Source organism: Spirosoma litoris, assembly GCF_054776755.1.
The window spans coordinates 529018-553751 of the sequence record NZ_BAAHBI010000010.1 but is presented as its reverse complement, the minus strand read 5'-3'; the positions used below and the strand labels follow the sequence as shown (position 1 = coordinate 553751).

Below are 24734 nucleotides of genomic sequence, written 5' to 3'. Positions count from 1 at the left end.
AAGGACGCTTTTTCTTGCATACATGCAGCAGTTTGATAGTATAGTTTGTCTCGGGCAGACTACCTGGGAGGGTGATTTCCAGAAAGCGGTCGTGCAATTAATGACCGAATTTTCTGCTCGATACCGAGTTTTGTACATTGATTATCAATATACCCTGAAAGACTGGGCCATGGGTGTAGCGGGTCGCCAGGATATACCTGTTCAGGAAGTTGTCCGGCTGAAGAATCCACTCACGAAAAAGACGTTTGCCAACGGTAGTGAGGTTTATGTGTGGACGCCCCCATTAATGCTTCCCGTCAACTGGATGTCGGCCAAACCACATGATCTATTGGTTCAGCAAAATGTAAAGCGTTTGGTTAAGGGGCTTCGACGCGTCATGCGTGAGTTAAATATGATTCGACCGCTGGTCATCAATGGGTTGAATCCCGTTTTTGGCTTGCCTATGCTTCATCAACTCAATGAGTGCGCTACGATCTACTACTGCTTTGATGAAATAACGATTATTAACTGGATGAGTCGGCATGGCAGCCGTTTCGAGCCCGATTATCTTCGGAGCGTGGATGCTGTGGTGACTACTTCTGAGACCTTAAGACGTGCTAAGTCAGCCTTGCAACCGAATGCTTATTGCGTGAAAAATGGGGTTAATTTCGATTTATTTAATCAGGCCTATCAAATAGCACAGCAACAACCAGCGCCTGAAAAGCCTATCGTTGGGTATCTGGGGACTGCTGATAATCGAGTCAATCTAACGTTAGTCGAGCATTGTGTCCGCACGATGCCAGATGTCACGTTTCAGTTTGTCGGTGAAGTCCATGAACCTGGTCTCTTAAAGCTCGCATCTACCTATTCAAATGTAATTTTTACACCGCCCCATCAACCAGCGGCCCTCCCGCCTTTGCTGGCTCAAATGCAGGCGGCCATGATTCCATTTGTTTGCAATGAGCATACGTATACCATTTACCCATTGAAAATCAACGAGTATTTAGCGGCTGGCTTACCCGTCGTATCAACCCCTTTTTCATTGCTCGATGATTTCGACGGGGTAATTGAGTTGGCTGACAGTCCAGAAAACTTTGCGCAGGCACTTCGCCGAGCTTTAGCAGATACAAGTTCTGAACGCGTAAATACCCGAATCAACATGGCAAAAAACAACTCCTGGTCACGACGGGCCGAAGAGTTTGAGGCTATTATTCGGCAAGTACCCAACGCCTGGACCCAAGAGGCTGTACTATAGTTATTTGCAACACAGAGGCACGGAGAACACAGAGTTACTAATCAATCTCTGTGTTCTCCGTGCCTCTGTATTAAATAAATCTTACGTACCTACAACAATCCCTTCCGCATTTCTTTCACGGCATGGTCGGCGGCTCGTGCCGTAATGGCCATAAACGTCAACGACGGGTTTTGGGTCGACGTGGATGTCATACAGGCTCCGTCTGTAACGAATACATTTTTACAGTTATGAAGCTGATTCCATTTGTTTAACAAGGATGTTTTTGGGTCTTTCCCCATCCGAACTCCCCCCATTTCATGAATATCGAGTCCGGGTGCTTTGTCTGGTTTATCGTGCGTCTGGATGTTTTTAAAGCCTGAAACTGTCAACATTTCGGTCATTTGCTCATGAAAATCACGAATCATTTTCTCGTCATTATCATCATAAGCCACGGAAATTTTCAGTTGAGGAATTCCCCAGGCATCCGTCAACGTTGAATCGAGCGTCACATAATTACTCTCTTTCGGAATGGTTTCGCCCATCATGTGGGAACTGACACGCCAATTGCCATATTTGGGTTGCATCAGGCTCGACTTCAGGTCTTCGCCCATCGCCGATGTATCTACATTAGTCATGCGGCTAGAACCAAACCCGGCCGCATAGCCCCGCAGAAAGTCGGTTTCCTGTTTAAATACGTTTCGGAAGCGAGGGATATAACTACCATTCGGGCGAATACCTTCGGTCGTCGTATCCTGAAAGCCTTCATGTTCGGCTGAAATAGTTGTCCGGAAGTTGTGAAAAGCTACATACTTACCCAGCAGACCGTTATCATTACCCAAGCCATTGGGGAAACGGCTGGATTTTGAATTCAGGAGAATGAGGTTGCTGTTCAGACAGGCGGCATTAACGAAGATGATTCGGGCGTAATACTCTGTCATCTCTTTAGTGTGGGCATCAATCACCCGCACGCCAGATGCTTTCCCTTTCTTCTCATCAAAAATAACGGAGTGAACAACCGAGTCGGGACGAAGGGTCATCCTACCTGTTTGGGCTGCCCAGGGAAGCGTCGACGAGTTGCTACTAAAATAGCCTCCATACGGGCAACCTCGCTGGCATAAAGATCGATTTTGACACTGTGCCCTACCCTGCTTAAAGTGAATGGGTTGCGGTTTGGTCAAATGAGCACAACGACCAATGATAATGGGACGAGTTCCCTTGTAATGCTTCGCCATTTCATCTGTAAAGTGCTTCTCAATACAGGATTGTTCGTGTGGCGGTAAAAACTCGCCATCGGGCAGCGCAGCCAATCCATCTTTGTTTCCCGAGATGCCCGCAAATCGCTCAACGTGGCTGTACCAGGGAGCAATATCGGCATAGCGAATAGGCCAATCGACAGCAAAGCCATCGCGAGCGGGTCCATCAAAGTCATATTCCGACCAACGCTGGGTTCCGCGCGCCCACATCAATGATTTACCCCCAACCTGATAGCCCCGAATCCAGTCGAAAGGTTTCTCCTGAACATACGGATGCTCGTTGTCTTTAATAAAAAAATGTGTGGCATCTTCCCGGAAGGCATAGCACCGACTGGCAATCGGGTTAGCCTCTTTCATCTCCTTGGTTAACTGGCCCAGGTGCTGGAATTCCCAGGGCTGCATCATCGTGGTTGGGTAGTCGACAATGTGTTTCACATCGCGCCCCCGTTCCAGAACCAGTGTACGCAAGCCTTTTTCGGTCAGCTCTTTAGCCGCCCAGCCACCACTAATACCCGAGCCAACAACAATGGCATCGAACGTGCGATCTTTAACAGAATCTATATTTAAGAAAGACATGAGATAACGTGCTAAGGGGAAATTGACTATTGAAAACTATACTACCGACCACCCTGTACAGCCAATTTGGGTACAGGAACACAACCATGATAAAAACCGGGAGCCATGTTAAATTTCTCCACATTAACCAGATAGTATTCAGAATTCATATACCCCTGAATGGTCAATTGCTTGATCATATCGACAAATGCTTTTCCACTCGTATCGGTTGAGGCAGTCATTTTAGCCAGTACATCCAGGCGCTGAGGAACATCGCAACCAGTGAATGGCTTTGCGTAGGTTTGCTGTGCTGTTGAGTCTGCCAATGGAAGGCCTTGCTTCAGCAACGTCTGAGCAGGCTCGCCATAGCAATCAGCAATCATCCGCATCGCGAACTGGTGGACTTTGAGCGATTTTGCGCCCGGCGTAGTTGTTTCCGGAATAATTGTTCCCACTATTTCACTCAAAAGAAGCTCATCGTCGAAGGCCAGGGTAGAAACATATCCTGGCGCATCTGGTGTCCAGCCAGAAGCCCAGGCCGGAAGACTCACTAAGCCTCCAAAGGTCATGGCTAAGTTTTTCAGTACGGAACGTCGTTGCATAACAGCTATAAAAATTAAAATTCTATTCTTGATCTAGTCGCCTTTCTGTCAGGAAGCTGCTTTACAATCTTTTTATTTGAAGACTCATAGCACTTGTCTTATAAACGCAACTACCAGGCAGGATATACTACTAAACCTCAACAAAAACCAACAATTACACCAAATAATTAAATTATAACCTTAATCAAAGGTACGATTTTCTAAAAATTGGCACAACAATGTCACCACAATCCTCTCCTGAGCTTGCGTGGTTATAAAAACTAGGCGGTTAGAAAATGGCAGGAAGGCTGGACCTAATAGTGCTCACTCAAGTAGTGAAACACCTCATCTTTGGTTTTGGCATGTAGGATTTTAGCGCCAGAAAGAGACGGAAAAATAGTCTCGTATTCGTTGAAGTGGTGCTCCATACCACCACCCGGATGCGATAGAATGATATTTATCCCCCCGAAATAACTGGCCAGCGCAGCCGTTCCACCGTGCATAGAAATAAATCGGTCGGTATTGGCGTAAACCAGTAATTGAAGATGGTTGAAGTTATTAACTGTCCCTTTGTGCTGTTCGTGCAGATCATGCATCAGGATCACTTCAGGATGCTGTTTCCGAATCCACTCATGCTCATTTAAATCCATTATTTCGCTGTTGTCCAGCACGATTTGAGTGGAGAGTGGGCGATTGTAAATGATCTGGTATTTCTGTTTGTAGGTTGAAATAATGCGATCCAGCTCGGCTATACCCAGAAAATTGATGGGTGGTTTATCCCATTCAATATTGTATTTGTTGGCAATCACTAAAATAGGTTTGCTATACACAAACAGGTCATTTTTGTACTGCTTTTTAAAGGGCACCTGAGCAAACTTTGTATAACTAAACGTTGGGCTATGAGTCATGTTAGGCACATCATAATAGCCATATCCAGCCTGCCAAACCCGTTTTTCGTATTGCTCCACGTGCTGCTCACTAAAAAAATAAAATTCCTTTGTATTGGTACAGGATATGGTTTTTTTCAGTGTTCCATTCAGGTGATGCCAGTAGGCAAATGGAAGTACATAACGCAACTCCTGATCGAATTCGCCGTGATAATCAACAACTTTATAGGGCTTTTTGGTAAAATAATCGGCACCAAAGAAGCGGATTTGATTGAGCCGGGCGTAATAGTTATCTCGAACAAAATACCGCAGATCCCGTCGAATTCCGGGATAGCGCAGCGACGCAACAACGTAAAGGAACTTCAGCATTAATTGCTGCATATAGATCTGATTGGTTCAGTAAACAGTTGCCGCCACCCTCCAGGTTAAAACCTTGGGCAAAAACAACAGAATAGATGAAATGCGCCGGTGTTAAAGTGGCCTATATTTATGACTCAAAATGAGAAAATAAGCCACTATCAACCGTATAAAATTTAGGTACCTCATTGATTGGTCGATAAGCAATTGCAGCCGGATAATCATCGGAAATTGAAAAGCCAGCAACCACCCAACTACCTGACGCCCCAATCAGCCGACTGTCCAATACATGCGTACCGCCTAAGGCCGGGACTTGTACAAAATCGTCATCTAGTCCTTTCGCTGTTGCTTTAACCAGAGCCTCTTTCCGAGTCCATAAATCGTAAAATGCGAAACGGCGATTGGCACTAGCCTCTATATACGCTTGCTCTTGTTGACTAAAACTTTGCGGTACTATGTCCTGAAATGTAAAATCGGGATTAACCCATTCGGTATCGACCCCTACGCTGGATTTTGCAATAGCGACAACAATCCAATCGCCTGAGTGTGAGACATTCATAAACCAACCTGCATTATCGTCAAGTTCAGGCTTTTTATTGATACCTTTAATAAAACATAGCTCATGCGGGCGCTTGTTTACATAGCGCCCAAGCAAGGTTCGTAAGATACGTCGGGTATAAATGTAGCGAAGACGATCCTCCTGCCGATGGTACCGCTGTGCCTGTTCGACTTCGTGATCTCGTAATTCGGGATACTGATAATCAACAGCATTGGCTACGTGAAACCGAAAGATCGCTACTGTATCGGCATAAGAACAGGCCGACAAAGGTTGCCACGAAACAGCTGACAGGGTCGTACTGGTTAGGAAAGCATCAGGCATAAATCATCCTGCCATAAGTTAAAAATCAGACCGTAAAGTTACTCTCTCGCTAGTATAGTCCATAACTAGACAATTCAACGTAAAAAATGGTGACCAAATTTCGGCAGTCTAGTCCAAAAAGGTAAGTATGTTTTCTGCGATCCGTAAATTTATCAGAAACACTTTTCTGATAGCGAACAAGTTACGAATAGCAATCTGCCTGGTTGCCTGGTTATTCTATAGCTGTTTCCAAGCCGCTACTGCTCAGGTTTGTGCAGACCCATCTGGAGGAATCGTATTCAATCAAACATTTGGTACTGCCCGAAGCCCTGTTTCAATAACCGGATTAACTACCTATGAATACGAGCCAATAGATTGCCCAGGCGATGGCCAATACACCATTACGTCAGCACTCGAGAGCGATTGTTTTAATGCAACCTGGTATACGGTTGCAACTGATCATACGCCGGGCGATGTACAGGGCAATATGCTGGTTATCAATGGAGGAGACAAAGCTGGGCTATTTTATCAGCAACCCGTAGGGGCTCTTTGCAAAGGAACCAGCTATGAATTTTCGATGTGGGTGCTGAATCTACTGAAAACAGGAACGTGCCTGGATGCGCTGATTCCTAATCTGACAATACGTGTAGAGACGATAGATGGACTGCTTATTCAATCGATCGATATTGGTCAGATTCTGCAAACAGACACACCCACCTGGCGACGTTGTTCAATTTTGTTTACGGCACCAGAATCTGATGACGAGATTGTTGTAAAGTTAATTAACAATCAGGGGGGTTTAGGTTGTGGCAATGATATGCTTATCGACGATTTACAGGTAAAACAGTGCAGTGAGTGTGTAGGGCAACCTGAGTTAGTGTATGTCCCGGATGCTTTTACGCCAAACAATGATGGTGTAAACGACACTATGTCTGTTTTCCTGCAGTCTGCTGCCTCAGACTCGTTTGCCTTAAAAGTATACAATCGGTGGGGCAGTTTGATTTTTACCAGTTCTGATCCGGCTCACAAATGGGATGGCAATTTTGCGGGTACACCTTGTGCTGTAGGCACCTATACCTGGGAGATCACCCATAAGTCGAGTTCATCACCCAAACGTGAAACCGTTCAAACTGGCCGTATTTTACTGATGCGTTAATCCGGAATTTTCCCTTTTTGGGCGATGTCCACGATTAACGAATCATCCGAATGCCCGACAGTAGCTTGTCAGGTCATCTAACCCATGAAAAGAACTATAGTAACATTATTGGGAGCCTTGCTCGTACTGCTGCTTTTTATAAAGACGCAGGAAAGTAGTCGGGCATTACCCCCTCCCGCTCCCTTTCGGCATGGGACTTCCGTCAAAATACCCATTGACCCTAAACGCTGGTATCAGATCAATAATGTATCAACTGGTCTCGAGGGTCTTTTCGATGGCATAACAACTGAAAGCGTTAATACGGGCTGGGGCAAAATTCTAACGAACTTCGATGCGTATTACCCTTTGCTCGAAGGAGAGCAATGGAGTATTTCCAGTATTCGTCTCTATGATGGTGCGGGGATGAATACGGACAAACCAGTCACGCTATCTATACTAACAGACCGATGGGAACGCATTCCAATTGCCCGTTTTATTGGGAGTAAGTATCAGGCATGGGTTGGCCCCGATCCCGACCAGCCCGATGTTTTTGATCTTAAGACGCCCGTCAACAACGCCCGCTACCTGGTACTGAATACATCTGGCGATTACCCAACCGAACTTGAACTATACGGTACTTACCAAAAGGGGCATGAACCAGCACTTGCCCCATTACCAACAACTCCTTTTCGACATAAACTGGGCATCAATGGATTTGAATGGTACGTTGAAAACCCTGATGCCCCATCGGCGCTTCGCCCTGTAGATGATACGCGTGTAAATGCCTTGAAGAGTTTTTCATCGATGCGGCAATACATGGACTGGGATAAACTGGAAGCGAGTAAAGGCCAATACACTTACGCTCCTACGTTCAGTGGAAGTTGGGATTATGATGCCATGTATACTCGTCTTCAGGCAGAAGGAATTGACCTATTAGCCTGTTTTCAAACGCTTCCGAAGTGGATGGAGAACACCTATCCAGCAGGCGGCCGTGATTACAGCAATGTTCCCACTCCGTACGGTTCTGATCTTACTTCCCCCAAATCATACCTTGCCCATGCTCGGGTGGCTTTTCAGTACATAGCGCGCTATGGCTTTAATAAGCGGGTAAATCCATCGCTATTATCGGTGAGTTCGGTGAAGACAACAGCAGGTGTCAACTCGGTTAAGGTGGGACTAGGGTTGGTTCGCTACATTGAATGCAACAACGAGCCGGATAAAACCTGGAAAGGCCGTAACGGATACCAATCGGCAAGGGAGTATGCGGCTAATTTATCCGCATTTTATGATGGACATAAAAACACCTTAGGGCCAGGCGTAGGCGTTAAAAACGCCGACCCCTCAGTAACAGTTGTCATGGGCGGTATGTCCGCGCCAACCACCGACTATATCCGGGCAATGATCGACTGGTGCAAAGAGTTCAGAGGGTATCGCCCCGACGGTTCGGTAAATCTTTGCTGGGACGTTATCAATCAACATCTATACGCAAACGACGCTCAATCGTCGCAGGGGGGCGGGGGAAAGCGCGGGGCGGCTCCCGAGCTGGCGGGCGTGGGGGCCCAGGCAGCTTCTTTTGTCAAACTAGCTCGTCAGTATGCAAATGGAATGCCCGTCTGGATTACCGAAACGGGTTACGATATCAATCAGGGTAGCCCATTCCATGCGCTGTCCATTGGCAGGAAGACCGCTCTGGAAACGCAGGCCGACTGGGTTCTGCGCACCGCTTTATTGTTCAGTCGGGTTGGTATTGATCGTGTGTTTTTCTTTCAGGCCTACGATGATAATCCAGCCAATCCTGTTCAATTTAGTTCGATGGGTTTACTGAATACGGATAAAACCCGCAAACCCGCTGCGGATTATTTATATCAGGCAATGAATCTGCTGGGCGATTATCGCTATAAAGAGTCGCTCAAACCCGTCGGCGGCCCTTCTGATCTACTCATTGATCGTTACGTATTAGATGGTCGTTCGTCTTATGTACTCATGATACCTGATGAGCGAGATCGAACAAGTACCTATACGTTAGCGATTCCAAAGGGTGATACCATGCAAATTTGTACACCAACCGCTGGTCGCAATCAGATGACCCGAAGGATACAGGTAAGCCAAACAGGCACTATACAACTAAGCGTCAGTGAAACGCCAGTCTTTGTAGTACCTGTATCAATTAGTGCTACCGATCTAAGCACCTTACAGATTGTCTCGGCGTCATCAACTAATTCCGTAGATTTACTGGTAGAGAATAGCAGCCGGAGTCCACTAGAAATTAGTGTTTACAACAGCAAAGGTCAACGGTTCAGACAAGTAAGTCTGCCAAAGTCAGGACGTATCTTTCATACGCAACTCGATTTAAGGCAATTACCCAAAGGCAACTATTTGCTGGCAGTCCAACAGGGTAAGGCAAGGGTAGTCAGGAAATGGGTTAAAGCCCAGTAATATTGACACTATTAATTTATAAACAGCAACCCAGGTAGTTGAGTATCATTTCCAATGAGTAATACAAAAAAGGCAATGAATGGGGGCAAGTGGATCACCATTTCCACTGGTATTTCAACCCTATTTCAATTCGTGCAGGTCGCCGTACTCGCTCGCGTGCTGGCACCGTCCGATTTTGGCATTGTCAGTATCAGCAATCTGATTATTGCGTTTTTCACGGTCTTTGCTAATCTCGGTTTTTCGAACTCGATCATCTACAAGCAGGAAAGTGACCCAAACGTTTTATCGACGTTGTATTACCTAAATCTGCTGATTAGCTTCTTCATCTTTATCGTCATTCATATCAGCACCCCTTTTATTATCTCGTTTTATAACGAACCCAAGCTGGACCATGTACTTAACCTGTCTTCCTACTATTTCGTAATTGCTTACTTTGGCCAGATTTACATGTTTTTACTGGAGAAAGAGCTCCGTTTCAAATCTGTCGCCATTATTGATATTGCTGGAACTGTTATCGGGTCGGCGGTTACGATAACGCTTGCCTATAACGGCTACCATGAACTGTCGCTTATTATTGGGTCGTTAGTGATGCAGACCATAAAATCTGCGCTACAGATTACATTCGGGCGTCAGTTCTTCAAGCCGAGGTTATTCTTTAATTTGGGCAACATTCAAGAACACCTCCGTTTTGGCATCTTCGGCATGGGCGATGGCTTTTTAGGCTTCGTACAAACGAATGTTGACAACATTTTCCTTGGGGGTATGTTAGGCGTCAAAATGCTTGGCTACTACACCATTGCGTATCAGTTATGCGTGTTCCCGATCATGAAGCTCAATCCGATCATTTTGCAGGTTGCTTACCCAATACTGGCCAAAATGAAGGAAAATACCGCCGATCTGAAAAAGTCGTATCTGAAAATTCTGGATTTCATTAGTTACTGTAACCTGCCGCTTCTGGCAGGCTTATTCATTACGGCCGATGGCGTTGTTCCCTTAATTTATGGTCCTGGCTGGGATCAAACGGCCGAGCTGATTCGCATTTTCGTCTTTGTTGGAATTTTCATTTGCCTGAGTCACCCTTTGTATACCATTGCCTTCACCAAGGGAAAGCCTAACCTGCTCTTCTACCTCAACTTAGGCACATTAATCGTCAAAATTCCACTCGTCTATTTCTTTGGGACTCGGTGGGGCGTAACGGGTATAGCCAGTGCGTTTATGCTAACCACTTTTCTTAATATGCTCGTCAATTTTGGTATGGTGCATTACCTAATTGGCGATTTCATTGGCGAATTCCTGAAAAACATCGCAAAGCCCGTTACGTTTTGCCTGGTAATGGTGGGTATCATCAGCCTGTACAAATCATTTGTGGGCTATACAGGTTTAGTCAACACTACGGTAGAAATCGCCTTGGGTGGGGCCGTTTATGCCGTTTTCACGTTAGCGTATAAGCTTTCATTCTCCGAATTAAAAGCCTATCGACAGGGGCTCATGTAAGTCTCAGAGACGATTGGTGTTACACTGCCCCGAAAGGGGGCTTAATAGCGCAGCGTCGGTAGCCAATATCGCCCTTCTTTTTCAGTCGTGCCGTCAGGTACGAGATGGATTGCGTACCTGACGGCACGCTAAATAGGAACTCAAATCACTTCATCTACCAACGCTTCGCTGTTTGATCCCTTGTTACCCGATTAATTTATTAAACTCACATAAGCCTCATAATCTCCCAAAATGTCACTCCTAAAATTTATAAGTAATTTATTTTGACCACTTCAACTTTTTGAAGTCAAAAAAAACAACTCGTATAGATACGCATTGTGTGTTTTGTGTAACGCTAAGCAACCAAGAAACAGATATAGCCAATCGCCATACGATTCTATTGCCCAATTTAATGTGCTTTTTTCGGGCGTTCCAATCAAGCGAGATTGAAGCGTCTTGAACAACGCACATAGCTAACCCATCATGAACTGGCAACTTTTTACTCAACCAACTCCCAACGAAGCCTATAATTTCTCGTATAAAAAGAGCGATAAACGACTCATCAGAATACTCATTTCGGTTGGTGTGTTGTTTATTGTTGGCTTTCTCTGGGTATATCTTCAGCCGAGCAACCGAGGTTACTCCTGGCTATTTGCCTTACTGACCATATCGGTGTCTTTCAAATTGCTACGCTTGTTACACGAGTGGTATCATTACTGGAACGTTGTTCCCGTAACTCCTCCGAAAGCCACAAGAACCTGGAGCGTCGATATCATGACGACGTTTTGTGCAGGCGAACCTTATGAGATGGTTCTTAACTCCCTTCGAGCCATTCAGGCAATTTCGTACCCACACACAACTTATTTATGCGACGAGGCAGATGACCCTTACTTACGACAAGTTTGTGCAGAAATGGGAGTTAGGCATGTTACGCGTACCGATAAAAAGGATGCCAAGGCCGGTAACATTAACAATGCCCTCAAACAAGCTACGGGCGAAATCTGTGTTATTCTGGACCCCGACCATGTAGCGGTGCCTGACTTTCTGGATCACGTTCTCCCTTACTTCGAAGACCCCAATATTGGCTTTGTACAGTGCGTACAGGCTTATTATAATTATCGGGAAAGTCTGGTTGCATTTGGAGCCGCCGAGCAAACCTACACGTTTTATGGGCCAATGATGACCTGCATGGGAAACTATGGAACCGCGCAGGCTATTGGGGCTAATTGTACCTTCCGCCGGGAAGCGCTCGATTCGATTGGTGGTCACGCTGCCGGGCTCTCCGAGGATATGCACACCGCCATGCAACTGCACGGTAAAGGCTGGGCGTCGGTTTATGTACCGCTGCCACTCTCCTATGGCTTAGTACCATCGACTTTATCAGCCTATTATAAACAGCAGCTCAAATGGGCACGCGGAACCTTTGAACTGCTGGTTACAACGTACCCCAAGGTATTTAGTCATCTGTCTTGGCGGCAACGACTTCACTATCTTACGATGCCATTGTATTACTTACTGGGTATCGTTCAGTTGATTGACCTACTCATTCCGATCATCTCGTTAGTCACGATGAGACTACCGCTGAAGCTAGACTTATTGGTCTTTGGAACAGCTTATCTACCGCTTCTGGTCACGGCTTTTCTGATCCGGCAATATGCACAACGCTGGCTCATCGAAAAGCATGAAGCAGGGTTTCATACCCTTGGCGGTGTACTTAGTAGTGGCACCTGGTGGGTTTATACCTTGGGACTTATTTACACCATTTTCCGAATAGAGGTCCCTTACCTGCCCACCCCCAAACGCGACCAGCCGCGCAATAACTTCATTCTCTGCCTACCAAACCTGCTGATATTGCTGCTAACTGTGGGCGCAATTGGTTATAGCATCTATCACTATGGACGATTTGCCGTGAGCAATCTCTATTCGGAACTAATGATCACATTTGCCATACTGAATGGCTATATTCTAAGTCTTAATGTATTGATTGGGCAGGAGAAATTATTGGGAATGGTAAAAAACTGGATTACCAAAATCTCGTTTCAAAAGCCAATCGTGTGGCCACTTCGCATCGCCATCTGGCAAATGCGATACGGTTTGTATAACTGGATACGCCTTTCGGCCATCCCGCTATTTGGTGTGGTCGTGATTTTAACAACGGGTTTAGTAGCCTATACTAGTCGCAAAAAAACGTCAACGCTCCCTCACGAAGTTCGCTTTGCTACTACACAGCCTTTCTATTATGGTGTGGAAAGCGGCCAACCAACCGAACGAACAACTATCTCAAAACCCGTAGTGCTGCCCGATCAGGTAATTTCACCCCAGCATCTGGCCTGGTCTGTTAATCCTACCGGTAAACAGGCCATTGCGGCCCCAAACCTGTCAACCATTTTAAATAAATTACCCCTTCTCTACCTGGAGCCTGCACTTATCGACACATCGGCCCATAAACAACGGTCAGAGACGGAGTTACAAGCCTTTTTGAGCAATCTTAAAGAGGGCCGTTATAACACCGATTTACAAAAACTGGTTGGTGCCATAAAGCGATACAAAGAGCCGGTGTTGCTCAGTTTCGCACCAGCTTTTGACGATACAACCCGAGCCTGGGGTACAAAGCAGGAAAGTACGTTAGTAGGCTACCGGCAAGCCTGGCAGTACATGGTCAATTTTTTACAGAAACAACAGGTAACCAATGTGATCTGGGTTTGGTGCCCGACGCAACCATCAACGATCGTAAATCATTACCCGGGTACCAATTACATAGATTGGCTTGGGCTTGAAGTCATCAATAATCCAGATCTGGATGAAGACCGTCAAAGCCACTCATTTGCGGCTTTATATCAATTGGCACACAATACCATCCGTTTACATTTAGACTATAACATCCGCCTGAAACCAATTCTGATCACCCACCTGAGAGATTCTCAAGCCAACACCAACGAACAGACATGGGTACGTGATGCGCTAGCGATCATAGACGAACGTTATCCAGAAATTCGAGGGATTGTTCTGACCCCCCAACAAACGCGTGCCGTTCAGGAAGCCTATTAAGTGATCAACAGATTGTTTTTTGTCATCCCTCCTGCCGCACCGGCGGACCGGTCGGGATGACAAAAAATCCATACATTTACCTGTATAATGATTAGGGTCCGGTGCACAAGAACTATTCTTTGTGCACCGGACCCTAATCGTTATACAGGTTTTATACCTCTACGCATTATCCAGCGCTCGCTGTAAGGCCTCGGCAAATGCTTTATCGTTTGGTGGCAAAAGCATTAACTCGTGATCGCCGGGAACGCTGTGTACACGAACGCCTTTCATTGCGTACTTTTTCCAGCCCAGATACTTATTATCGTCAACAAAGTAAAGCCGCACCTGCGCTTTAAACAGATCCACGATGCCATCATAGGGCTTCATGGTATATTTCTCAAAGGCGCTTTCATGCTTTTCAATGATTTGCTCAAACAAGTCAAGACCTTCTTTCGGCTTTGGTTTTTCGCGCAGACCCGTTGCTTTCAGCAATCGGTCAACCTGACGCTCAACATACACCTGCTGATACCGGAGGGTTGCAATCGGCTGGCGCACCAACGAACTGGTAAACCAAATTAATTTGGGAAACTGGCGAAGAATTTTTCGTTGCAACCAATTCATCATTGATCGGTTCGTATCCGACTCTTGAGCATTGGTATCGAACATGGCCAGCATTTTCACTTCCTTACCCATTGCCTTCAGTTGACGGGCCATTTCGAGGGCTACATATCCTCCAAACGAATAACCAGCAATGGCATACGGCCCCGTTGGATTTTGGTCGATCACTTCGCTAACGTAAAAAGCTGCAATTTCACTAATGTCGTCCAACGGTTCATCGATACCATCTAACCCGCGAGCCTGCAATCCGTAGATCGGTTGCTGAGGGTCCATATAGCTCAGTAAGCTACTAAAATTCAACAGATTAAGCCCAATACCATGAATAATATAGATCGGCACTTTATTGCCTTCTGGCTGAATGGGAACCAGTGATTTCCAGTTGGTTGGCCTAGCGTCGGCTTCCACAACCTGCGCCAGCTTTCGAATGGTTGGGTACGTTAATAAGGTCGATAGTGGCAGACGTTTTCCGGTCTCTTTTTCGAGCTGGATCATTACCTGCACGGCAATCATCGAGTGCCCACCTAACTCGAAAAAGTCGGCATCCACGCCAATTTTTTCCAGACCAAGTGCTTCCTTCCAGATCGTTGTAATTAATTTTTCGGCCTCAGTAACGGGTTCTGCTTCGCTGCCCTTAGCCGTCAACGTACTGGCGGGTTTCGGTAGTGCATTACGGTCAACCTTGCCGTTCGGTGTGATAGGCAATTGTGGCAGACTGACAAAATCAGTCGGAACCATATACACCGGCAACACATCCTGTAGTTTGGTTCGCCAAATGAGCACCTGACTCATAAAAGCAGCGTTGGTCAGTGGCGGGTAGTTTACGATATACGCAATTAATCGCTGGTCACCAGCCCGTTCTTCGCGAGCCACAACTACTGCTTCGCTCACACCTGGCTGTGTGATTAAGGCATGTTCTATCTCGCCCAACTCAATCCGATAGCCTCTAACTTTTACCTGCTGGTCGATACGGCCCAGACAATGGATTTCGCCATCAGGCATAAATTTCCCCAAATCGCCCGTTCGGTACATCAGCCGTCTGGCCGATTTCTCAAATGGGTTGGGCACAAACTTATCTTTCGTCAGATCGGGGCGGTTAAGATATCCCCGCGCTACTCCTTCACCTGCGAGATAAATTTCACCAATACTCCCTTCCGGCAAAGGATTCAGATGTTCGTCCAGAATATATACTTGGGTATTTTGTATCGGTCGACCAATCGTAATGATTTCATCACTAGCTAAAATCTGTTTCCCGGTTGAATAAATCGTCGTTTCCGTTGGGCCGTACATATTCCAAAGCGTGCCACAGCGTGCAGTTAGCTTTTGCGCTAAATCTTTCGACATGGGTTCGCCACAGCACAGGATTTTTAGTGGCAACCGCTGTTCCCAACCAGCAGCCAGCATCATTTTATACGTAACCGGCGTAGCCTGAATTATGCTGACTTGGTAAGCTGGAACGGCTTCCAGCAAGGCCCGGCCATCTTTCGTCATTTCGGCATCGGCTAATACGAGGGTAGCCCCAACCAATAAAGGCAAGAACAACTCAAGGCCCGCAATATCAAACGAAACGGTCGTTACTGCTAGTAAGGCGTCCTCTTTCGTAATACCCGGCCAGGCAATCATGCTGTACAGCAAATTAACCAGGTTATGGTGCTCAATCAATACACCTTTCGGCCGCCCTGTCGAACCAGATGTGTAGAGGATATACGCCAGATCGCTCCCGGCAACAAGTACATTAGGGGCTTCCTTCGAATAAGTATCCAGCTTAGCCAATACCTCTTCAATCAGAATTACGGTTGTCTGATTGGCCGTTTGGCCAGCTGCATGGTATTTTTTAGCGGTAATGAGTACACTGGCAGATGAATCGGCCAACATAAACTCAACCCGATCGTGCGGATACTCAGGATCAATTGGCACATAGGCAGCACCGGCTTTTAGAACCGCTAAGAGCGTAATCACCAGCTCCGGCGATCGATCCAGCACAACGCCCACTACAGCTTTTTGCTTCGTACCTCCCAGACCAGTTTGCAGGATGGCGTGAGCTATCTGATTGGCCCGTTCATTTAGTTCGCGATAAGTGAACGTTTGGCCTTTCGTAAAAACCAATGCTGTTTTATCCGGATAGGTTACTGCTGTTTTATCGAGCAACGCCTGCAACGAACTGGTACGCGGATAATCTGCCTGCGTATCATTCCAAAGCGTTAATTTCCGAATCTGCTCCGACTGATCGGCCAGTAAAATATCCTCGATGAGTATGGACGGATTTTCGACTACTGCTTCCAGTACGTTTTCAAATTCGCCCATCATCCGGTCAATCGTACTCTCCTTGAACAGTTGCGTGTTATACGCCCATTCCAGAACCAATTCAGCCGTTGTAGATGATCCGCTGATGTTCAGGAATAAATCTACGGCTCCGTATTCGCGGGGATTGCTGATTAACTGATAATCAAGCCCATGAAAGTTAACTCCATCGTCCAACCCCATGTCCACGTTAAAAATAACGGGCACGAGTGGTATACGAGACGGGTCTCTGACAATGGATATTTTTTTCAACAAGCTGCCAAAGGTTAGCTGCTGATGCTCATACGCATCGAGTACATCTTCTTTACGCTGCTTTAAAAACGAAAGGAAGCTAAGCTCCGGACGCGGAAAACTTCGCAAGGGTAGCAAGTTGACGCAGTGGCCAACCAGGCCCAAATAACCCGTAGCCGACTGTCCTGACGTTGGGAGACCAACGACAATATCGTCCTGCCCTGTCAGTCGATGTAGAAAAACCTCGAAGCTGGCCAATAAGGTAGTCACAAAGCTACAACCCGCTTTGGCACCCATTTTTTTGACCGCCAGCCCCAGCTTACCACCCATTGGATAATCTCGACGGGCAATCTTATAGGTACGTAACGTAGGCCGGGCAAAGTCAGTCGGCAAATCCAGTACGGGCACCGACTCTTTGTACTGGTTGACCCAGAATTTTTCTATCTGCTGATACGTTTCGCTTGCTAAAAATTGAAGCTGATCGGCTGCATACTGACTATACGAGGGAGCTTCCTGCAACGCTGGCACCTTATGCTGCGTATAGGCAGAATATAGCTCGCTTAAGTCCTGGAGCATAATGCCCAGCGACCAGCCATCGCACACGATATGATGCGCGGTAATCGTGAAGTGATGCGCGGTATCGGACAGTTTAATCAGGCCAACTTTTGCCAAAGGACCATTGAGGAGGTCGAACAGATACAAGGCATCCTGCCTTACATATTCCTCAATGATTTGCTCCTGTTCGGCAGGCGTTTTATCGGAACAATCCTGGTAAACCAGGTCAATAAAAAGCTGGTCGAATACACAGATTTGCCTCCCATCGGCACTAAAAGCCGAATGTAGCGACTCGTGACGTTGTACTAATGCGTGCCAGGCTTGCTCCAGCGCCGGTTTATCCAGCAAGCCATTAAATCGCAATGAAACCGACTCATTAAATGATCGGCTGGCATCAGCGCCACCTAATTGGCAGGTTGCCCAGATTTCCGTTTGGGGTTCGGTAGCCGGGGCCAGTCGCACAATAGCTGGCCCATCAAACGGATCAAAGTCAACAGCAATCAGATTTACGTTTGTAATGCTTTCCGCCATCCTAGTCAATTTAATTCAACCTGGAGGTATTTTCCGGGCTGATCTGGATTCGGAACAAACCAAGCGGGATTCCCTTCCCGATCGCGGCCCAATCGAGCACCAGGAGCAGGTGGGGTATCCTTAGCCAAACTTGCACCAACTTGTCCAGTACTGGTTATTGGATTTGAATCTTTTTTGAAAAAGCCGGCATCTATCAGTTCCCGAACGCTTTCGGTAAACCGGCGAATTATTATCTCTATTTCCTGATCAGTATGGGCCTCTGTCAGGAAGCACGGAAATCCATCCCAAATATGAATTCCCTTTTCGCGCATTAAAGTAAACAACAACTCCCCATATACTATATCTTCCTTAAACTTTATTTTCCAAAGTGAGCCAAAATTAACGACATGAATCGGTAGAGTATACTCTTTTAGTACCACGTTAAGACCATCGGCGAGTCGCTGCGTCTTTTGGGTTAACGCTTGTTGCAAACCTGGTCCAACTTCCTTCATATGAGTTAAGGACGCTTTGGCGGCAGCTAGAGCCAATGGATGCCGGACAAATGTTCCAGCAAAATAGGTTACACCCACTTCGGGTACCGAGTGGTCGCCATATTGCCAGAACCCGCCATCAAGCGCGTCCATAAATTCCCGTTTACCCGCAATGACACCAATGGGTAAACCAGCCCCAACCACTTTGCCATATGAACCTAAATCGGCTTTAATACCAAACAGTGCCTGAGCCCCTCCCGGATGCGTCCGGAATCCAGTAATAACTTCATCAAAGATTAGCGCGGTACCTGACTTTTCGGTAATGGACCGCACTGCCTTCAGAAACTCGATGGGAACAAATTCAGGTCGGCGGCTTTGCACGGGTTCGACCAAAACAGCTGCTAATTCATGTGCCCGTTCCCGAATAATCTGAAGGCTTTCTTCCGTACCATAGTCCAAAATCAGCATGTTCTGGACTGCTTCGGGCATAATACCCGGTGCCGCCGGAAATGACTTAAGTTTTTTGGTGCCGCGTACAAGTACTTCGTCGACAATGCCGTGGTAGGAACCCGAAAAGGCAACAATTAATGACCGGCCCGTAACGGTTCGGGCAATCCGCATGGCACCTAATACAGCTTCGGAGCCGGTATTGCACAAAGCCGACCGATCTGTACCCGTTAATTCGCAAATCAATTGGCAAACTTCGCCAGCGAGTTCATGCTGAGGCCCCACCTCGAAACCGAGCTCAATTTGTTCATGTAATGCCTCCTTGACCCAATCTGGCTGGTAGCCAAACATGTTTGAGCCAAAGCCATTCAGCGCATCAATGTATTCGTTACCATCAATATCCCAGAGTCTGCTGCCTTTTGAGCGATTGACAACCAGCGGATACACAATTTCTTTCGTTAGTGGCCGGAAACCCGAAACCACCCGAGGATCGGCCATTTGAGTCCGATGCTCTTGTGCGTATGCTTTACTCTTGCCTGTTTTCTGCGTGTACCGCTCCGTAAACTGCTGTAAAAAATCCTGTTGTTTCGCGGTTAACTCCGAAGCCTGGCGATCGATACGAGCTGTGGCACCAAACGGCTTTTTCAGCTCAACTTTTTCTTCGGGAGTCAGGTCGGCAGCAGAGTCGGCTTTATGATGACCATTCGAACTCCCGTTTGTAGCGCCATTACTGGGTGTCAAAATTGACTTTATAGTAGTTGGGGCTACTGGAGCTGCAATAGGAACCACCGCACTCCCACCCTGGAGTAATTCTAGCTGTTTCGCCAGTAATTGAAGTTGCTGCGCGATTAGATCTAAGGCCGGATTATTCGAAGCTGGGTTCTGTACATACTGAACAGCAACAGGTTGACTCACTGCTGGTGGTATTGGCGCTGATACGGGAGCTGGGTGTTGAACCTCAGCAGGCAAAGCCTGATCGAGGTAGTTGGCCAGTTGTTCAGGCGATGTATATTCACTCGTTAACTGCCGGAACGTAATTGGCAAGCCAAACTCCTTTTTGAGCGTCAAGGCTACCTGTGTCAGTAGCAACGAATCGAAGCCAATCTCCAGGAAGCTTGTATCAGGCGCGACACCATCCATTTCAATACCGGATGCGTCTTCGAGGAGTTGGTTAATTTTGTTGAGTAGGGTATTTTTTCTCATAGTAACCGCTGAGGCTTGCGTTTCTGGTGGGTTAGATATTGATAACGATTGATTAGAGGAAGCGAAATGTGTACTTTCCAATGGGTCGGCTGATCGAACGACTGGGTCGACCCAGCAGCGTTTTCGGTTAAATGCATAGGTCGGCAATACGACGCGGCTGCGTTGCTGACCAGCATAAAAAGCCTTCCAGTCAGGTTTAAGTCCGGCCATATATAGTTGCCCTAAGGTCGTTAAAACGGCCTGACAGGTTTTAGTCCAATCAGGTTGATTCGCTAAACCAGCCAAAACCGTTATGGGCTTTTTAGCCGCCTGCTGACGAGCCAGTGTAGCCGTTACATGACCTGGACCAACTTCTAAAAAGAGCGGATTATCGAAGGTAAGGAGCGTATCGAGCGCATCCGCAAAACGCACGGTAGCACGCAGATGGGTTGCCCAATAAGTAGGATCGGTCGCTTGTGCGTCAGTCAACCAAGTACCACTCACAGTCGATACGACTGGTTTTTTAGGGCGATTTAGCGAAACACCCGCAACAATCGCCTTAAACTCATCCACAATTGGGTCCATCATGGCGGAGTGAAAGGCGTGACTTGTTAACAACGGTTGATTAGGAATTTCCCGTTCGTCGAGCAACCTCGCAAAATCAGCAATATCTTCATCGGGACCAGCCACAACACAGAGTGTATAGCTATTAATGGCAGCCATTGAGATTGTTGGCGGCATGATTGCCAGCACTGCATCCGCTGCGAGTCGAACCGACAGCATACTACCCCGTGGCAATTCGCTGACCATCCGTCCGCGAGCAGTAATTAAGGTTAGCGCATCCGAAAGTGAGAACACACCCGCCAAATGAGCCGCAACGAATTCGCCAATACTATGCCCGCAAAAAACAGAGGGTTCTATGCCCCAGCTCATCCATAATTGAGCCAATGCATATTCTGTAACAAAGAGCGCCGGTTGAGTATACCGCGTATTTTTCAACCGCTGTTCAGCCTCTGAACTCAGACTTTCGGGGTACATCACCTCACGAATGTCCGTGTCCAGATATGGGTTCAGCAAGGCCGCACAACTGTCTACAGCCTGTCGGAATACAGCCTCGTGCTCGTATAAATCCCGACCCATGTTCAGGTATTGCGCCCCTTGTCCCGGAAATAGAAAAACAACTTCATCAGGACGCTCAGTCGTTGCTTTTATTCCCGATGACTTCGAACTGTCCACTAATGTATCCCGCAATTCAGTTGGTCTAGAGGCTACTACAAACCGACGATGCTTAAAATCAGCACGTGTTGTTTGCAAGGTAAACGCTACATCTGCCAGATTCAGAGTCGGTTGTTGATCGAGTTCAGTGGCAAGGTTTTGCGCGTAGGCCTCTACACTGGCGGGTGTTTTTGCCGACCAGGTAATCAACTGTGCAGGTCGACCACTATCTGAAACAGGTAGTTCCTGTTCAAATTCCTCCAGCACTACATGCACATTTGTACCCCCAACCCCAAACGAGCTCACACCTGCCCGGCGTGGATTCGCATCGGCTCCATTAATTTCCCAATCGGCAAGTTTGGTATTGACAAAAAATGGGCTGTTTTCGAAATCAATGGCGGGGTTAGGGGCGTCGTAATTAATGGACGGCGGTAGTTGCTTATGATATAAAGCCAGAGTCGTTTTAATCAGTCCGGCCACGCCTGCCGCCTGAGTCAAATGGCCCATATTACTTTTGATGGACCCAATGGCGCAGTATTGCTTTTCGACCTGCTCACCAAATGCTTGTATCAACCCATCAATTTCAATCGGATCACCTAGCGGAGTGGCTGTTCCGTGGGCTTCGACATAACTGATGGTGGCTGGATCAATACAAGCATCAGCAATAGCCATGGCAATAGCGCCAGCTTGTCCTTCGGCGCTTGGCGCGGTAAAGCTGCCTTTGCCTCCACCATCATTATTAACCCCCACCCCTTTGATAACTGCATAAATCGTATCGCCGTCACGCAACGCAGCTTCTACATTTTTCAACAAAACAACCCCTGCCCCATCGCTAAACACGGTTCCCTGAGCGTCTGCATCAAACGAACGACAATGGCCATCCCGGCTTAGCATCGCTCCTTCCTGATACAAATGACCACTGTTGAGCGGGGTGGTAATGCTAGCCCCGCCAGCCAATGCCAGCTCACACTGCCCATTCCGAATGCTCTGAACTGCCTGCGAAATAGCCAGTAACGATGTCGAGCAAGCCGAATATACGCTGACAGCTGGGCCTTTCAAGTCCAGCTGATAGGCTGTTCGGGAGGCTATATAATCTTTTTCGTTCAGGGTCATCACCTGAAAAGCGCCCACCTGATCAACCAGGTTTTGATGACCAAGCACATTGTTCAGGTAATACGTATTGTTTCCGCAACCAGCAAATACCCCCACACGACCATCGAAATGTTGGGGCAGATAGCCTGTTTGTTCGAGTGTTTCCCAGGCTATCTCCAAAAAGATGCGCTGCTGGGGGTCCATAAGCTGGGCCACATTGGGCGTTAGTCCAAAGAACTGGGCATCAAACTGGTCGGCCTGCTCAATGACTCCTCTTGCTTTTACGTAAAGTGGATCATTTTTAAGGCTAGCTGGTATACTGGCATCTAGTTCACTATCGGTAAAAAAGCGAGTCGTTTCCTTACCTTGTTTCAGCAGTTCCCAAAGGGCCTCAATTGTATTTGCTCCGGGGAAACGACCCGCCATGCCAATGACTGCCACATCGTCTCGTTGATTAGCCAACGTATCTCTTTTTGGTTTCGAGACATCTTTCGTCAGTCGATTGGGTTGTTCTGTTTTTTGTGGCTGTAAGTAAGTAACAATACCCGCAATCGTTGGATATTGATATAGTTTGGTAACGGGTAACGTTTGTTGCTGTTGTTTTAACTGCGCAACGGTTTTCTGAGCCAGCAGCGAATTCCCGCCAAGCTCAAAGAAATTATCATCCAGACCAACTTTATCGATTTGAAGCAACTCAGCCCACAAACCTGCGATTTTCCGCTCCAGGTCGGTTCGAGGCTTTTGGTAGGCCACTGCCAGATCTGGCCGCTTTTGTTCGGGTGCTGGTAGCTGTTTCTTATCAACTTTGCCACTGCTGGTTTTAGGAAGCTCGTCTAGCCAAACAAACGCAGAGGGCATCATGTAGTCGGGCAGTTGCTGTTCCAATTGAGTTCGAATACTCGCTTTGGATACATGAGCATCAATGGCTACCAGATAAGCCACTAAGCGTTTCTGCCCGTCATTTCCTTCACGAGCAACAACTACAGCCTGCTTAACACCAGTAAGTTGATTGATAATAACTTCAACTTCGCCCAATTCAACCCGATGCCCTCGAATTTTGACCTGATCATCACGACGTCCCAGAAACTCAATTGTATCATCGGGCAACAAACGACCAAGATCGCCCGTGCGATAAATCCGCATCTTTTCTTGTTGCGGAGTACTTAACTCAATGAATCTTTCGCTGGTTAGTGCTGGTTGATTCAGGTAACCTTCAGCCAGGCAAGCTCCGCCAAAACAGAGTTCTCCCACATCGCCATCAGGCAGAATGGTCAGCGAATCATCAACCACAAATACGCTAACGTTATCAATCACCTGACCAATAGTCGGCAGGGGTGGCCAGTTGGCGGGGTCACCCGTTAAGGCCAGTTGCGTGATTACGTGGCATTCCGTAGGGCCATATTGGTTGAATAAAACACAACTAGGCAATGCTGCAAAGAATTGGGCAATTTGAGGGGTAATCTTCAACTGCTCTCCAGCTGTCATGATTTCGCGCAACTGCACCGGAAATAGTTGGGTACTCACAGCGGCTTCAGCCAGATACTGGAGCGCGACAAATGGCAAAAAGAGCCGATTGATTTCCTGTTCGTCAATGAAGCGTAATAATGCGTTCAGATCCAGACGAAGCGTTTCATCGATCAGCATCAATGTGCCACCTGTACTCAGTGTGGCAAAAATCTCCTGAAACGAAACGTCGAAACTTAACGGAGCCAACTGAAGTGTCCGACTGCCCAAACCCGCCGTTGACTGTTTCGATTGCCACTGCAATAGGTTCATGAGGGGGCTATGTCCCATGCAAACACCTTTTGGCTTACCCGTTGAACCAGAGGTGTATAGCACATAAGCCGTGCTGCCGTGCTGGCTCATCACTTGTTCGGGCTGAGTATAGACCCGATCCGACAAAATTACCTTAAGTCCTAACTGGCTAAAAAGCGACTCATCCTGCGCCGTCGTCAAACAGGTTCGGAGACCAGAATCAGCCTTAATTTGCTGTAGCCGATATTCAGGATAGGCAGGATCGAGCGGTAAATAGGCTTTCCCTGATTTCAGGATCGCCAGTACGCTCACAATCATTTCCAGATTGCGGGTCGTACTTACCCCAATATGTTCGGCCTCTGGATCGGTATCTAGAATAGCCTGAGCGAGCGCATCTGCCCGATCGTTCAACCGACGATAAGTGAGCTCACTATCCTTAAACACCAGTGCCAAATGGTCTGGATTGTCAAGTACAACTTGCTCGACAAGCTGATGAACAAACTGCGGGGAAAGGATGCCCCGGCTTATGTCTTCATAGACACCCATACAGTTAATTGATTGAGG

General features: G+C 47.1%; 11 protein-coding genes. 5 read left to right on the top strand and 6 right to left on the bottom strand.

Annotation, left to right across the window (positions count from 1 at the left end; all coding sequences use genetic code 11):
• Window positions 1-22 precede the first annotated feature (22 nt).
• Entirely contained in the window at window positions 23-1234 is a 1212-nt protein-coding gene (locus ACYVGR_RS08755) for a glycosyltransferase (RefSeq protein WP_460955583.1), read from the top strand.
• An 89-nt stretch (window positions 1235-1323) separates the two neighbouring features.
• Here the strand turns inward: ACYVGR_RS08755 and ACYVGR_RS08750 are convergent, their stop codons facing one another.
• The 4 genes from ACYVGR_RS08750 to ACYVGR_RS08735 all read right to left on the bottom strand — a co-directional run bounded on the left by ACYVGR_RS08750 (window position 1324) and on the right by ACYVGR_RS08735 (window position 5726).
• On the bottom strand, window positions 1324-3042 hold the full coding sequence (locus tag ACYVGR_RS08750) for a GMC oxidoreductase (RefSeq protein ID WP_460955581.1): 1719 nt from the start codon (window positions 3040-3042) through the stop codon (window positions 1324-1326).
• A gap of 41 nt (window positions 3043-3083) precedes the next feature.
• Window positions 3084-3623: a gluconate 2-dehydrogenase subunit 3 family protein gene (locus ACYVGR_RS08745; protein WP_460955580.1), complete on the bottom strand. Its 540-nt coding sequence runs from the start codon at window positions 3621-3623 to the stop codon at window positions 3084-3086.
• 293 nt (window positions 3624-3916) lie between these two features.
• The gene (locus ACYVGR_RS08740) at window positions 3917-4870 is read right to left on the bottom strand and encodes a hypothetical protein (protein ID WP_460955578.1); all 954 of its coding nucleotides are present in this window, start codon (window positions 4868-4870) and stop codon (window positions 3917-3919) included.
• A gap of 106 nt (window positions 4871-4976) precedes the next feature.
• The gene (locus tag ACYVGR_RS08735; RefSeq protein WP_460955576.1) at window positions 4977-5726 is read right to left on the bottom strand and encodes a 4'-phosphopantetheinyl transferase family protein; all 750 of its coding nucleotides are present in this window, start codon (window positions 5724-5726) and stop codon (window positions 4977-4979) included.
• Window positions 5727-5853: 127 nt separating this feature from the next.
• Between ACYVGR_RS08735 and ACYVGR_RS08730 the strand changes: the two genes are divergently transcribed.
• The 4 genes from ACYVGR_RS08730 to ACYVGR_RS08715 all read left to right on the top strand — a co-directional run bounded on the left by ACYVGR_RS08730 (window position 5854) and on the right by ACYVGR_RS08715 (window position 13797).
• Window positions 5854-6861: a T9SS type B sorting domain-containing protein gene (locus ACYVGR_RS08730; protein WP_460955574.1), complete on the top strand. Its 1008-nt coding sequence runs from the start codon at window positions 5854-5856 to the stop codon at window positions 6859-6861.
• Window positions 6862-6945: 84 nt separating this feature from the next.
• Complete coding sequence (locus tag ACYVGR_RS08725) at window positions 6946-9276, top strand: T9SS type A sorting domain-containing protein (RefSeq protein ID WP_460955572.1); 2331 nt, start codon at window positions 6946-6948, stop codon at window positions 9274-9276.
• Window positions 9277-9330: 54 nt separating this feature from the next.
• Window positions 9331-10770, top strand: coding sequence for an MOP flippase family protein (locus ACYVGR_RS08720; protein ID WP_460955570.1), 1440 nt, complete (start codon window positions 9331-9333; stop codon window positions 10768-10770).
• 462 nt (window positions 10771-11232) lie between these two features.
• Window positions 11233-13797 carry a glycosyltransferase family 2 protein gene (locus ACYVGR_RS08715; protein WP_460955568.1) on the top strand — a complete coding sequence of 855 codons (2565 nt, stop codon included), beginning with the start codon at window positions 11233-11235 and terminating at the stop codon, window positions 13795-13797.
• Window positions 13798-13956: 159 nt separating this feature from the next.
• On the opposite strand, the gene ACYVGR_RS08710 is transcribed toward ACYVGR_RS08715, so the two are convergent.
• Together ACYVGR_RS08710 and ACYVGR_RS08705 are read right to left on the bottom strand one after the other, a co-directional pair.
• Entirely contained in the window at window positions 13957-18009 is a 4053-nt protein-coding gene (locus ACYVGR_RS08710) for a non-ribosomal peptide synthetase (RefSeq protein WP_460955566.1), read from the bottom strand.
• Between the two features lie 5 nt (window positions 18010-18014).
• Entirely contained in the window at window positions 18015-24716 is a 6702-nt protein-coding gene (locus tag ACYVGR_RS08705; RefSeq protein WP_460955564.1) for an amino acid adenylation domain-containing protein, read from the bottom strand.
• Window positions 24717-24734: the final 18 nt, after the last annotated feature.

What these genes read in the sequence shown, in the direction of transcription:
- ACYVGR_RS08755 (WP_460955583.1), top strand. Translation starts at nt 23, where the DNA reads ATGCAGCAGTTTGATAGTATAGTTTGTCTCGGGCAGACTACCTGGGAG.
- ACYVGR_RS08750 (WP_460955581.1), bottom strand. Translation starts at nt 3,042, where the DNA reads ATGTCTTTCTTAAATATAGATTCTGTTAAAGATCGCACGTTCGATGCC.
- ACYVGR_RS08745 (WP_460955580.1), bottom strand. Translation starts at nt 3,623, where the DNA reads ATGCAACGACGTTCCGTACTGAAAAACTTAGCCATGACCTTTGGAGGC.
- ACYVGR_RS08740 (WP_460955578.1), bottom strand. Translation starts at nt 4,870, where the DNA reads ATGCAGCAATTAATGCTGAAGTTCCTTTACGTTGTTGCGTCGCTGCGC.
- ACYVGR_RS08735 (WP_460955576.1), bottom strand. Translation starts at nt 5,726, where the DNA reads ATGCCTGATGCTTTCCTAACCAGTACGACCCTGTCAGCTGTTTCGTGG.
- ACYVGR_RS08730 (WP_460955574.1), top strand. Translation starts at nt 5,854, where the DNA reads ATGTTTTCTGCGATCCGTAAATTTATCAGAAACACTTTTCTGATAGCG.
- ACYVGR_RS08725 (WP_460955572.1), top strand. Translation starts at nt 6,946, where the DNA reads ATGAAAAGAACTATAGTAACATTATTGGGAGCCTTGCTCGTACTGCTG.
- ACYVGR_RS08720 (WP_460955570.1), top strand. Translation starts at nt 9,331, where the DNA reads ATGAGTAATACAAAAAAGGCAATGAATGGGGGCAAGTGGATCACCATT.
- ACYVGR_RS08715 (WP_460955568.1), top strand. Translation starts at nt 11,233, where the DNA reads ATGAACTGGCAACTTTTTACTCAACCAACTCCCAACGAAGCCTATAAT.
- ACYVGR_RS08710 (WP_460955566.1), bottom strand. Translation starts at nt 18,009, where the DNA reads ATGGCGGAAAGCATTACAAACGTAAATCTGATTGCTGTTGACTTTGAT.
- ACYVGR_RS08705 (WP_460955564.1), bottom strand. Translation starts at nt 24,716, where the DNA reads ATGGGTGTCTATGAAGACATAAGCCGGGGCATCCTTTCCCCGCAGTTT.